The 11,791-nt window shown below is 63.1% G+C and carries 11 protein-coding genes, 1 tRNA gene, 1 other RNA gene and 1 riboswitch; of the genes, 10 read left to right on the forward strand and 3 right to left on the reverse strand.

What is annotated here, in order from left to right:
• From Q0H50_RS05685 to Q0H50_RS05715, 7 genes are all read left to right on the forward strand, one after another.
• On the forward strand, positions 1-537 hold a 537-nt coding region (locus tag Q0H50_RS05685; protein ID WP_294420371.1), incomplete at its 5' end, for a cell division protein FtsQ/DivIB.
• A 176-nt stretch (positions 538-713) separates the two neighbouring features.
• On the forward strand, positions 714-1,835 hold the full coding sequence (gene ftsZ, locus Q0H50_RS05690; RefSeq protein ID WP_294416265.1) for a cell division protein FtsZ: 1,122 nt from the start codon (positions 714-716) through the stop codon (positions 1,833-1,835).
• Positions 1,836-1,856: 21 nt separating this feature from the next.
• Positions 1,857-2,708: a polyphenol oxidase family protein gene (locus Q0H50_RS05695; RefSeq protein WP_294420389.1), complete on the forward strand. Its 852-nt coding sequence runs from the start codon at positions 1,857-1,859 to the stop codon at positions 2,706-2,708.
• Positions 2,709-2,710: 2 nt separating this feature from the next.
• Entirely contained in the window at positions 2,711-3,412 is a 702-nt protein-coding gene (locus tag Q0H50_RS05700) for a YggS family pyridoxal phosphate-dependent enzyme (RefSeq protein WP_294420374.1), read from the forward strand.
• A 75-nt stretch (positions 3,413-3,487) separates the two neighbouring features.
• Entirely contained in the window at positions 3,488-4,402 is a 915-nt protein-coding gene (locus Q0H50_RS05705; protein ID WP_294420376.1) for a cell division protein SepF, read from the forward strand.
• 66 nt (positions 4,403-4,468) lie between these two features.
• Complete coding sequence (locus Q0H50_RS05710) at positions 4,469-4,729, forward strand: YggT family protein (RefSeq protein ID WP_042433343.1); 261 nt, start codon at positions 4,469-4,471, stop codon at positions 4,727-4,729.
• A gap of 45 nt (positions 4,730-4,774) precedes the next feature.
• Positions 4,775-5,704: a DivIVA domain-containing protein gene (locus Q0H50_RS05715; RefSeq protein WP_294420379.1), complete on the forward strand. Its 930-nt coding sequence runs from the start codon at positions 4,775-4,777 to the stop codon at positions 5,702-5,704.
• A 210-nt stretch (positions 5,705-5,914) separates the two neighbouring features.
• On the opposite strand, the gene rnpB is transcribed toward Q0H50_RS05715, so the two are convergent.
• Positions 5,915-6,262, reverse strand: an RNA gene (rnpB, locus tag Q0H50_RS05720) — RNase P RNA component class A.
• 94 nt (positions 6,263-6,356) lie between these two features.
• Here rnpB and Q0H50_RS05725 point away from each other — a divergent pair.
• The 3 genes from Q0H50_RS05725 to thiD all read left to right on the forward strand — a co-directional run bounded on the left by Q0H50_RS05725 (position 6,357) and on the right by thiD (position 9,258).
• The gene (locus tag Q0H50_RS05725) at positions 6,357-6,965 is read left to right on the forward strand and encodes a thiamine diphosphokinase (protein WP_294420381.1); all 609 of its coding nucleotides are present in this window, start codon (positions 6,357-6,359) and stop codon (positions 6,963-6,965) included.
• 14 nt (positions 6,966-6,979) lie between these two features.
• Positions 6,980-7,104, forward strand: a riboswitch (TPP riboswitch).
• The gene (gene thiC, locus Q0H50_RS05730) at positions 7,093-8,415 is read left to right on the forward strand and encodes a phosphomethylpyrimidine synthase ThiC (protein ID WP_081468901.1); all 1,323 of its coding nucleotides are present in this window, start codon (positions 7,093-7,095) and stop codon (positions 8,413-8,415) included. (Overlaps the previous riboswitch by 12 nt.)
• A gap of 33 nt (positions 8,416-8,448) precedes the next feature.
• A complete protein-coding gene (thiD, locus tag Q0H50_RS05735) occupies positions 8,449-9,258 on the forward strand; it encodes a bifunctional hydroxymethylpyrimidine kinase/phosphomethylpyrimidine kinase (protein WP_294420383.1) in 810 nt (269 codons plus the stop codon).
• A 185-nt stretch (positions 9,259-9,443) separates the two neighbouring features.
• On the opposite strand, the gene Q0H50_RS05740 is transcribed toward thiD, so the two are convergent.
• Together Q0H50_RS05740 and Q0H50_RS05745 are read right to left on the reverse strand one after the other, a co-directional pair.
• Positions 9,444-11,084, reverse strand: a complete 1,641-nt coding sequence (locus Q0H50_RS05740; protein WP_294420386.1) for an amidohydrolase — start codon at positions 11,082-11,084, stop codon at positions 9,444-9,446.
• Between the two features lie 516 nt (positions 11,085-11,600).
• Positions 11,601-11,677 (reverse strand) — tRNA-Glu (locus Q0H50_RS05745).
• Positions 11,678-11,791 lie beyond the last annotated feature (114 nt).

Here is an 11,791-nt window from a genome sequence, read left to right on the forward strand (position 1 = left end):
AACATGGGCGAGCTGACCAGCACGCAGGTGGACACCATCGACGGCTATGTGCTGACCGAGCGCACCATCACGGCGGTGGTGGAGGTCCCCAACGAGAACGCGCAGAACTCCACGCAGTGGGCCATTGCCTCCGACGGCATGTGGCTCATGCCCATCCCCGACCGCGACTCCGAGGCGGGACGCCGCACCAATTCGAAGGTGTACGAGGACGCCGAATCGGTGCTGCACATCACCGACGTGCCCTACGGCACCAAGCCCGCCGTCGGCTCGTACTGCACCGACGCCAACGTCAACAACGCGCTGGCCATCGTGGCGGGCATGACCACCGAGCTCGCCGACCGCGTCACCTCGGTCAAGGCCACCGAAACCGCTTCCACCACGCTCACCATCAAAGACGGTCCCGACATCGTCTTCGGCACGGCGGACAACATCCGCGAGAAGGAGCGCGTGTGCCTGCAGATCATGAAGGAGCATCCCGAGGGCGTCACGTACATCAACGTGCGCACGCCCGACAGGCCCACGTGGCGGTCGTTATAGCCCCCAAGCGGCCCGTGCGCCCAGGCGTGCGGGCCGCTGTGATATGTGCATGTGGTTGCCGTTGGGGGGCGAAGCGTTGCAAACCCACCCTCTTTGTGTAAAATAATCCCACGTGAATACAACCACGAGTGTGTGAAACGCAGCTCAAAGCAAGCGTAATAGTGTGGAGGAATACAATGCCAAACAATACGGGCGAGCATCTGGCGGTCATCAAGGTCGTCGGCGTCGGCGGCGGCGGCACCAATGCCGTTAACCGCATGGTCGAGGCGGGCGTCAAGGGCGTGGAGTTCATTGCCGTCAACACCGACCGTCAGGCCCTTCTGATGTCGGATGCCGATAAGACCATCCACATCGGCGAGGAGCTCACGCGCGGCCTGGGCGCCGGCGCGAACCCCGAGGTCGGCTGCCAGGCCGCCGAGGAGTCCCGTGCGGAGATCCGCGAGGCGTTGGCCGAGGCCGACATGGTCTTCGTCACCGCCGGCGAGGGCGGCGGCACCGGCACGGGCGCCGCACCCATCATCGCCGAGATCGCCCGCGAGGAAATCGGCGCGCTGACGGTGGGCATCGTCACCAAGCCGTTCTCCTTCGAGGGCCGCACCCGCCGCAACCAGGCGGAGCAGGGCATCGACCTGCTGTCCCAGAAGGTCGACACGCTCATCGTCATCCCCAACGACCGTCTGCTCGAGATCGTCGACAAGAAGACCAGCATGCTCGATGCATTCCGTATCGCCGATGATACGCTGCGCCAGGGCATCCAGGGCGTCACCGACCTGATCACCATCCCGGGCCTGATCAACCTCGACTTCGCCGACATCCGCACCGTTATGAAGGACGCCGGCACCGCTATGATGGGCATCGGCCTGTCCTCCGGTGAGAACCGCGCGCTCGATGCCGCTCAGCAGGCCACCAACTCGGCGCTGCTCGAGGCTTCCATCGCAGGCGCCTCCCGCGTGCTGTTCTCCATCTCCGGCGGTCCCGACCTCACGCTCACCGAGGTCGACGAGGCCGCCCGCACCGTCGAGGCCTGCGCCGACGAGAACGCCAACATCATCTACGGCCAGATCATCGACGAGAGCATGGGCGACAGCGTGCGCATCACCGTCATCGCCACCGGCTTCAAGGTCAATGCGCCCCAGCAGTCCGCCATGGACTTCAACCGCAAGGACCTGTTTGCCTCCACGGCCGCTCCCGAGCCGGCACCGGCGCCTCAGCCGTCTACGTATTCCACGCTCACCAGCACGCCCGGCCGCTTCGCCGACGAGGATTACATCCCCGATTTTCTGAAGCGCCAGCGCTAAGGAGTAAAAGCTTTGCATACCGTGTGCGAAACATTGCCTGCACCGACACTCGACGCGCGCCCTTGCGGCGCGCGTCGCATTTCCATGCTCACCGATGATGCGCTGTTTCAGGCTTGCGGCGTCCGCATCGCCTTCACCGGGCGTGATGGGGGAGCAAGCCAGGGGCCGTTCGCCTCGTTGAACCTAGGTGCCCACGTGCAGGACGACCTTGATCATGTCATGGAGAACCGCCGCCTTGCCATGCAGGCGCTCGGCGGCGAAGACGTTCCCGTTATCGTCCCCAACCAGGTGCACGGCACGGAGATCGTCTGCATCGACTCGTGCGACGCCGCCAGCGTCGTGGCTGCCCAGCAGCGCGCGCAAGCCGCTGCCGATGCGCTCGTGGTCACCGCGCCCAACGTGGCCGCCATGCTGTGCTTCGCCGATTGCACGCCCGTCATCGCCGTGTCGCCGACGGGGCGCTTTGCCGTGGCCCACGCGGGTTGGCGCGGGGTGGTCGGCGGCATCGCGGCTTCCTGCGTCGAGCGCCTAGCGCTCGAAGATGGTGCGGAAACCCCTGATCAGCAGCACGGATTCGCCGCTGGTTACAACATCTACATCGGCCCGCACATCCATGACTGCTGCTTCGAGGTAGGGGTCGAGGTCGAGCAGCGCTTCGCCGAGCTGTTCGGGCGCGGCTGCGTTCGCCCTTCTCGCCACGTCAGCATGCTCGATGCGCTGCGCGTGCAACTCGCCGCCGTCGGCATCGATCCCTCGCGCATCTGCGATGCGGGCATCTGCACGCAGTGCAATCCGCAGCAGTACTTCTCGTCTCGGGCATCCGGCGGCACGTGCGGCCGCCATGGCGCCATCGCGTTTCGAAAGGAAGCATAGCCATGCCATTCGCTCAACACTATCAGGAAACGCTTGAAGAGCTCTCCCGCGTGTGCGCCTCGTGCGGCCGCGACCCGCGCGGAGTGAAGGTCATCGCCGTTTCCAAGACGGTCGATGTGCCCGCCGTCTCCGCGGCCATCGCCGCGGGCGCCCATGATTTCGGTGAGAACCGTCCCGACGTCCTTGCCGCCAAGGTTGCTCAGCTGCCTGATCAAACCTGGCATTTCATCGGCAACGTGCAGTCGCGCAAGATCCCCGAGATCGTCGCCTGCGCAACGCTCGTGCACTCCGTGTGCAAAGAGGAGCATTTCGCCAAATTCGACCAAGCGGCCGAGCGCCTTGGCAAGGTACAGGACATCCTGCTCGAGGTCAACGTGTCGGGGGAGGAAAGCAAAAGCGGCTTCACCCCCGATCAGGCGCCCCATGCGCTCAAGCTTGCCGAAACGTTCCCTCATATCGCCGTCCGCGGCCTCATGACCATGGCTCCCCAGGGCAACCTGGAAGTTGCGCGCAAGTGCTTCGAGGACCTGGCGGCGTTGCGCGATGCGCTTGCAAGCCAGCTTCCCTCTGAGCAGGCGGCACGCTTCAATGAACTTTCCATGGGCATGAGCGAGGACTGGCGCGAGGCCGTTTATGCGGGTGCTACCATGGTGCGGATAGGCCGAGCTCTGTTCAGTGACTCCTTCGAGTCCGTTCAGGCATAAGGCTCGCGTCCGCAATACCGAACATGCAGCGGCGGCGTCGACCGCCGTCCTTAAGAAACGAAGCAGGAGAGCGGTATGGCAATGCCCAAGTTCAACAAGCCCGAAGGCATGCTCGACAGCATCAAGTCCAAGCTCGGGTTCTCCGATGGCGGCGATTACTACGATCGCGGCCGGAAGGATTACGACGATTACGATTCCGGCGACTACGACGATTACGATGACGACTACGAAGAGGACGATGCTGCCCCCAGCTCGAACTACGATCCGTACGATTCGGTCACCACGCGCCCCGCGCGCGGCAACCATGCCCGCACCTCGGTCGGCTCCGGCGGCTATCGCCCGGCCAAGCTCGTCTCCATCGACGACGTGCGCGCGCATACCACCGTGCCTGACAGCTTGAACCGCGATCCGCTGCCCCCGCGCAAGGTCAGCACCGCATCCTTCGGCAACCGCACCATGGTCGACTCCGCGTTCACCGCGCCGGCCAACACGCCCAACGCCAGGGCGGCGGCCGCTGCCGACCAGGAGCGTTCGGAAAGCTTGAACGCGTTGTTCAGCACCACTGCCGCCGAGGCTGCCGAATCCGGTGCCGCGCCTTCTGCCCAAACGGCCGCAAAGCCTATCGAGGGCGCGTTCACGGCTGCAGCTAAAGCCGCTTCCGCCGCATCCTCGTTCGATCCGTATAAGGCCTACGAGGGCACTGCTACGGGCACGCACAGCCCCACGCGTTCGGTCACCATCGTCAAGCCGGCAAGCTACGGCGAATGCGAGAAGGTCGCAAAGGCCCTCAAGGCCGGCGACGCCGTGGTGCTCGCGCTCAAGGAAACCCCCGATGCGCTGGCAAAGCGCGTCCTCGACTTCTCCTTCGGCGTCTCCAGCGCCCTCGATGCCAGCGTCGACTGCATCGCGGACAAGGTGTTCGTCATCGCGCGCGGCGCGGCCCTCAGCGAAGCCGAGCGTGCAAGCCTGCGCTCGCAGGGCATCCTGTAACCTTACGTATCGAAATCGGCCCCGGGCTAGCCGCTCGGGGCGTTAGCAAGGAGCGAAGCAGCCCGCATGCTCAGTTTGAAGTACCTTATCGTGTCGCTTTCCGATGCGTACAGCATGATCATCTTCGTATACGTCATGCTGTCATGGTTCCCGACCGATCGGGGCATCCTCGCAGACATCAACAACGTGCTCGCGCGTATTTGCGATCCGTATTTGAACCTGTTCAAGCGCCTGATCCCCCCTATTGGAGGTATGGTGGACGTCACGCCCATCGTTGCGCTGCTTGTACTACAATTCGGTGTACGTTTGTTGGTAAACTTGTTCTAGGTGCGCACCTGCGCATTCCCGCACATCAGATGAAGGGATACAAAGATGGCTATCACCTCTGCTGAAATCCATAACCAAAGCTTCTCCATCGATCGCAAGGGCTACGATGTCGACGAGGTCGACGTCTTCCTCGAGCATGTCGCCGATGAGATCGACGGCCTGAATCAGCAGATCGCCTCGCTGCAAAGCCAGATCGGCGAGGACACCTTCGCCGGCTTCGATCGTCCCGCCACGTTCGAGGACGATGCATTCGACGAGCCCGAGCCCGAGCATATCGACGAGCAGGACGAGCAGCCCGCAGCCTCCGTCGATCCGGCCATCCTGGCTGAGAAGGATGCCGCCATCGCCGAGCGCGACGCCCGCATCGCAGAGCTCGAGAAGCAGCTCGAGTCCAAGAAGGCCGACGGCAACGCCATCGCCCAGGCGCTCATCATCGCTCAGCGCTCCGCCGACGAGATCCTGGCCAACGCGAAGGCCGATGCTGCCGCCACGGTCAAGGACGCTGAGGACGAGGCCGACCGCATCCTCGACAAGGCCGAGAACGACCGCCAGAAGGTCATCGACGCCATCCACAAGCTCGAGGACGATCGCGAGGAGGCGCGCGAGGATTATCGCGACCTGCTCAACGACTTCATCACCGACGCTACTCGCAAGCTTGCTGAAATCGGCGAGAAGGCCCCGAAGGCCGCAGGTGCGCTCGCTTCCGGCCAGCATGGCCGCTATGCCACGCATGTCGAGCCCGAGCCCGTGGTGAAGGAAGCTGCCGCAACCGCGCCGCAGGCTCCGCTCACCGTCGACGGCTCCGATGCCTATGATGACGCGCCGGCCATCCCGGTCGCCGTCCCGGCTGCCGCTGCAACCGCCGCTTCTCCTGCAATCACCGGTTCGGTCGCTCCCGTGGCTTCCAGCGTCGAGAAGGACTTCTCCGGCTTCGGCGATGCCGCCGACGATTTCGAGATCGACGATCTCGACTAGCCAGCAGCGGCAAACACCTAAAGGTTTGCAGAGAGGCGAACGCCTTCGCCCGGCCTGACCGCTAGGGCTGTTCGCCCTCATATAGCGCTTTTGCGCAATACGTACGATGAAGCGGGGATCAAGCATAAGCTTGATCCCCGCTTTCGTGTGAATGGGAAGGCGTTCCGCCAGCTCAAAGCAAAAAAGCCCCCAAACGGGAGCCTTTTGAAAACCGCGAGCGAGTCGATAAGCCGGGTTCTGTCGTTGGACGACCATTTATCTCGAACGCGCGTCACCGCGCGTCTCAAGCACGCAACCCGAATGCACGGAAGGGCGGCCGTATGGCATTCCTATTTGCGCTTGCTCCAGATGGGGTTTTCCAAGCCACGTTGTTGCCAACGCGCTGGTGCGCTCTTACCGCACCGTTTCAGCTTTTCTCCCGCTTGCGCGGGGGAGTTTACTTTTCTGTGGCACTTTCCGTCGGGTCGCCCCGCCCAGCCGTTAGCTGGCATCTTGCCCTTTGGAGCCCGGACTTTCCTCACGCCGCTCAAGGCGGCGCGCGATCGTCTGGCCCGCTCGCAGTGTGGTATTCTACCATATCGGAACCGAAACAAGGAGCATCATGACAACCTGTGCATTGGTTGGCGCCACATATTTCAACGAACAAGATTTCATGGCACGTTATAACGAAGGGTTTTTCGACTTCGTCATCGCCGTCGACGGCGGTTTCGCGCCGCTCGATCGGCTCGGCGTCGCGCCCGATATGGCTGTGGGCGATTTCGATTCCCTAGGCTACGTCCCCCGCGCGAAGCGGGTCTCACGCCACCCCGTGAACAAGGACGCCTCCGATATGGAGCTCGCCTTGCAAAGGGCGGCGAACTATCATCATTCCGACATCTACGTGTACGGCGGCATCGGCGGCAGGCTCGATCACACGCTGGCCAACTTGCAGCTGTTCGCCGCGTACTCCGAGCGCGGGTTCTACGTCACCGGCATCGCCGAGGGTTTCGCCATCCGCTGCGTTACCGGTCCCGACGTGTTCACTCTTCCCGATAACGTGGAGAAGGGCACGGTTTCGGTTTTCGCGGCAAACGATCGCGCCGAGGGCGTCATCGAGCGCGGATTGGAATATTCGCTTGACGACGAGCCCCTCACCAACCGAACCAGTCTCGGCCTCTCCAACGAGCTTATCGGCCAGGAGGCCACCATCGCCGTGGAGTCGGGCACGCTTTATGTCTTTTATCCTTTGCCTTGGGAAACTTCTGAGCAGCCGGGGATATAATAGCGGCCACATCAACCGTATATCGGGGGAGCTTGCTAGCGCCGCGCGCCGGGCAGGCTGAGAGGAGGCCCCGTATAAGCCTCGACCCGCCGAACCTGCATGGGTAATGCCAACGAAGGGAGCATCTATGGGTAACGAATCCTCGAACCTCATCACGCAAATCGACTTCGCCCGCGCGGGGCAGATCACGCCTGCCATGCGCGTGGTCGCCGAGAAGGAAGGCCGCAGCGCGGAGTTCATCCGCGAGGGCGTCGCCGCCGGCCGCATCGCCATCCCGGCCAACATCCACCACACCTCGCTGTCGCCCGAAGGCGTCGGCGAGGGCTTGCGCACCAAGGTCAACGTCAACCTGGGCATCTCCGGCGACCTTGCCGACGAATCCGTTGAGTGGCAGAAGGTCGATACGGCCATCGAGCTTGGCGCCGAGGCCATCATGGATCTTTCCAACAGCGGCAAAACCCAGGCGTTTCGCACCAAGCTCATCGAGAAGTCGCCTGCCATGATCGGCACCGTGCCCATGTACGACGCCATCGGCTATCTGGAGAAGGCCCTTATCGCCATCAAGGCTGAGGACTTTCTCGACGTGGTGCGCCGCCATGCCGAGGACGGCGTCGACTTCGTCACCATCCACGCTGGCATGAACCGCCGCACCATCGAATCCTTCAAGGAAACCGGCCGACTCATGAACATCGTCAGCCGCGGCGGCTCGCTCATCTTCGCCTGGATGGAGGCTACGGGCAACGAGAACCCGTTCTACGAGCACTACGATGAGGTGCTTGAGATTCTGCATGAGCATGATGTGACCATCTCCATCGGCGATGCCATGCGCCCTGGCTGCACCTACGACGCAACCGACGCCGGTCAGATCGCCGAGCTTATCGAGATCGGCAAGCTCACCAAGCGCGCCTGGGATGCCGGCGTGCAGGTCATGGTGGAGGGTCCCGGTCATATGGCCCTTAATGAGATCGAGGCGAACATGCGCCTGGAGAAGCGCCTGTGCCACAACGCGCCGTTCTACGTGCTCGGCCCGCTCGTAACCGATATCGCCCCGGGCTACGACCACATCACCGCCGCCATCGGCGGCGCCGTGGCGGCCTCCTCGGGCGCCGACTTCCTGTGCTATGTCACGCCCGCCGAGCATCTGCGCCTGCCCGATGCGCAGGATGTGCGCGACGGCCTGGTCGCCACGAAGATCGCGGCGCATGCCGCCGATATCGCCAAGGGCATCCCCGGCGCCCGCGACCGCGACAACCGCATGAGCGACGCCCGCCGTCGTATGGATTGGGAAGAGCAGTTTGGCCTTGCCATCGATCCGGTTCGCCCGCGCAAGGTCTTCGAAAGCGCCCCGCCGAGCAACGAGGGTACCTGCACCATGTGCGGCAAGATGTGCGCGGTGCGCACCGTCAACACCATCATGGACGGCCTCGTCATCGATCTCGACAACGAATAAACGGGTAGCGCTGGCATCAAAGGGAGGTTTCCGATGAAAGCAGTGCTCAGCATCGCGGGCTCCGACTCAAGCGGCGGAGCGGGTATCCAAGCCGATATCAAAACCATCGCATCCTACGGTCTATACGCGGAAACGGTCATCACCGCCATCACCGCGCAAAACACCTGCGGGGTGCGTGCCGTGCAGGATATCTCGCCTGAAGTGGTCGGAGCGCAGATCGATGCGGTGTTCGAGGACATCCGCCCCGATGCGGTGAAGATCGGCATGGTATCCTCCGCCCAGATCATCAACGTCATCGCCGAGCGTCTGCGATTCCATCAGGCGCGCAACGTGGTGCTCGATCCGGTCATGGTGGCCACTAGCGGCTCGCGCCTTATCGAACAGCAGGCCGTCGACGCGCTGGTGGCCAACCTGGTCCCCTCGGCCGACGTCATCACCCCGAACATGCCCGAGGCTGAGGTCCTGTGCGGATTTCCCGTCATCGACGATGACGGCATGATGCAAGCGGCGAAGTTGCTTTCGGGGAAAACCAACGGTGCCGTGCTCGTCAAGGGCGGTCATCTTGCCGATACCGCCGACGACCTGCTCGTCCTGCCCGACGGCCGTCACGCGTGGCTAAGGGCGAAGCGCATAGCCACCAGCAACACGCATGGAACCGGCTGTACGCTCTCCAGCGCCATCGCAAGCGGTTTGGCGCAGGGAAACGGCATCGAGCAGGCGGTTCGCCGCGCGAAAGGCTTCGTCCGAGGCGCTCTGTCCACCGGCCTTGACCTTGGGCAGGGCAGCGGCCCCCTCGATCATATGTGGTGCCACGGAAAGCCGCACCTGCCCTACAACGCCTAAGCAACGGCGTCTCCGGCACGGCGGGTGACAGGCGTGCGCAGCACAGCTCGTCATCGCCGTTTCACTAGCGCCAAAACGTCTCGAACGCAAAGCGCCCCAAGAGGCTTACCGAGCCCCCTTCCTTTTCGCGGAAACGCAGAAACGGAAGGGGGCTCGCTGGTCATCTTGGGGCGCTTTCGGTCCTTCTAGGCCTTGAACACGCAGCGTCCGCCCATCCAGGTGGCGGTAACATGCGCATCCAGGATCTCGTCGTCGGCGCATGCGAGCAGGTCGGTGTCCAGCACCGCCATGTCCGCCAGCTTGCCTGCTGCCAGCACGCCCGCTTCGCCGTTGCGCTGGGCGGCGGCGTCGCTGCCGGCGGTATATGCGCGGATAGCCTCCGCGCGGCTGATAAGCTGCTCAGGGCGCCATCCGCCTTCAGGTGCGCGCGTTTGCGGGTCGCGGCGCGTGGCGGCGCTGTACAGCACGCCCATAGAGTTCACGTCCACCACCGGCGAATCCGTGCCGAACGCAAGCGTCTCGCCTTCATCCAGCATGGTCCTGAACGGCCACATCAGCTTCACGCGCTCGTCTCCCAAGTCGCGCTCGGGGCCGCCCGGGTCAAGCGTCATATGCGGCGGCTGCACCGCAGCGATCACGTCAAGCTTGGCCAGGCGCTCCACGTCGCCGGGCAGGAAGTTCTCCAGGTGCTCAAGGCAGTTATGGCGTCCCTCGGGAAGCGGGCCGAATTGCGCACGGGCATCCTCGAAGATGTTCAGCGCCTCGTGAATCGCCGCATCGCCGATGGTGTGGATGCGCACGGGGTAGCCCTTCTCGGCTGCCTGCATCACCAGCGCACGCATCTTGTCGGGCTCGATGGTGGGCCTGCCGCAGTCGTCCTCGCATCGGGCGTTGCTATAAGGCTCGGTCACCCATGCGGTGTGCTGGCTGGATACGCCATCGAAGAACTGCTTGAAACCGGCGCAGCGCAGCACCGGGCCTGTATAACGCGCAGACATCGCCTCGAACCTGCTCATATCCTCAAGCAGGGTAGGGAAGAGGTTCACGCGGCAGGTCAGCTCGTTGGAGTCAAGCAGACGTGCGTGCACATCGTCGCGGATGAAGTCCAGACCCGGGTTGGCCATAAGCGACATATCGCACACGCTCGTGATGCCGTTTTGCGCCAGCGTGCGCAAAAACCCTCGGTAGGCATCGGCGATCTCGTCATCGGAAAACGCGTTCATGATACGCGGCATCAGCTCCATGGCGGCCGCTTCGCGCACAATGCCCGTCAGCTCGCCATCGGCATCCCTGTCGTAGCTTCCTCCCGCAGGGGGCACGCTGTCGCGGTCGATTCCCAGTTCGGCCAGCGCGCAGCTGTTGAGCCACAGCGTGTGCGCGTCGCCGGAGTACAGCGCCACGGGGCGGTTGGGGAAGGCCTCGTCAAGCGAGTGCTTCGACGGCAGCACCGGCGGGTCCCATCGATACTCGCGCCAGCCCTGGGCCAACAGCCACCCTTCGGATCGTCCCTCGGCGAAACGCTTCATGCGCTCAACGCAATCGGCCTCGTTCTCGCCCAGGAAATTCGTGGCAAGCGGGGAAGAGTACACTGCGGAATGGAAGAAGTGCACGTGCGAGTCATGGAAGCCGGGGGCGATAAAGGCGTCGCCGTAGTCGATCACTTCAGGCTTGGCGTTCGCGTCAGCCTCATGGGCGAACGCAAGCGCGTCATCCTTCGATCCGACGAAGGCGATCTTGTCCCCGGAAACGGCGATGGCAAGTTCCTCGGCGCTATCGGTCAAACCGGTGAATACGCGCGTGCTGCAAAGAATGCGGTCGATTCGCATATTGGCCCACCTTTCCCTCAAACGTTGAAGGCTCGACCCGATGCCGCATCGTCTCCGGCGATGCATCTGTCGGCCTTTCGGTTTCGTCACATGCCAGCGAGGATATAACCAACCAACCCATCGTGTCCAGTGCGATCACCCGGGTATCCAGAAGAGGCGCCGCCTAATCGAGCATCGGGAACGCGTATGGCACATCTCCTTAAGGATCGGGAATGCGCATGGCTTAGTTCTCAAGATTTGGAAAGGCACAGGACGGAGCGTTTCAAGGATCAGGTCCAAGATCGCGTGAAGGGCACTGCACCATGCTCGTGAATCGCGCCCGTGGGAGACGCGTTGGCTACCAGCACACGATGGTCCGAAAAAGAGCCCGCGAAGTCTGCGCACGATATTCCTCCATACGAGTCGATTGCCGAATCTCGTTATGCCTCTAAACCAGACGCACTTTTGTCCTATAAGCCAGACCTTGCACGGCATGTAACAACAAAAAAGCCGAGGCAAAAGCCTCGGCTGTACATTTGGTAGCTCCGACCGGATTCGAACCGGCGACCTTCGCCTTGAGAGGGCGACGTCCTAAACCGCTAGACGACGGAGCCATTAAAAAGGCCGCGAAACATGTGGCCTGGGTAAAGCTTGGTAGCTCCGACCGGATTCGAACCGGCGACCTTCGCCTTGAGAGGGCGACGTCCTAAACCGCTAGACGACGGAGC

Source organism: uncultured Senegalimassilia sp., from assembly GCF_934632265.1.
In the GTDB taxonomy this organism is placed as follows: Bacteria; Actinomycetota; Coriobacteriia; order Coriobacteriales; family Eggerthellaceae; genus Senegalimassilia.

Excerpts from the sequence above, each read along its gene's own strand:
- Q0H50_RS05740 (WP_294420386.1), bottom strand. The coding sequence starts at position 11,084 with ATGCGAATCGACCGCATTCTTTGCAGCACGCGCGTATTCACCGGTTTG.
- thiC (WP_081468901.1), top strand. The coding sequence starts at position 7,093 with ATGGGTAACGAATCCTCGAACCTCATCACGCAAATCGACTTCGCCCGC.
- thiD (WP_294420383.1), top strand. The coding sequence starts at position 8,449 with ATGAAAGCAGTGCTCAGCATCGCGGGCTCCGACTCAAGCGGCGGAGCG.
- Q0H50_RS05710 (WP_042433343.1), top strand. The coding sequence starts at position 4,469 with ATGCTCAGTTTGAAGTACCTTATCGTGTCGCTTTCCGATGCGTACAGC.
- Q0H50_RS05715 (WP_294420379.1), top strand. The coding sequence starts at position 4,775 with ATGGCTATCACCTCTGCTGAAATCCATAACCAAAGCTTCTCCATCGAT.
- Q0H50_RS05725 (WP_294420381.1), top strand. The coding sequence starts at position 6,357 with ATGGCACGTTATAACGAAGGGTTTTTCGACTTCGTCATCGCCGTCGAC.
- Q0H50_RS05705 (WP_294420376.1), top strand. The coding sequence starts at position 3,488 with ATGGCAATGCCCAAGTTCAACAAGCCCGAAGGCATGCTCGACAGCATC.
- ftsZ (WP_294416265.1), top strand. The coding sequence starts at position 714 with ATGCCAAACAATACGGGCGAGCATCTGGCGGTCATCAAGGTCGTCGGC.
- Q0H50_RS05700 (WP_294420374.1), top strand. The coding sequence starts at position 2,711 with ATGCCATTCGCTCAACACTATCAGGAAACGCTTGAAGAGCTCTCCCGC.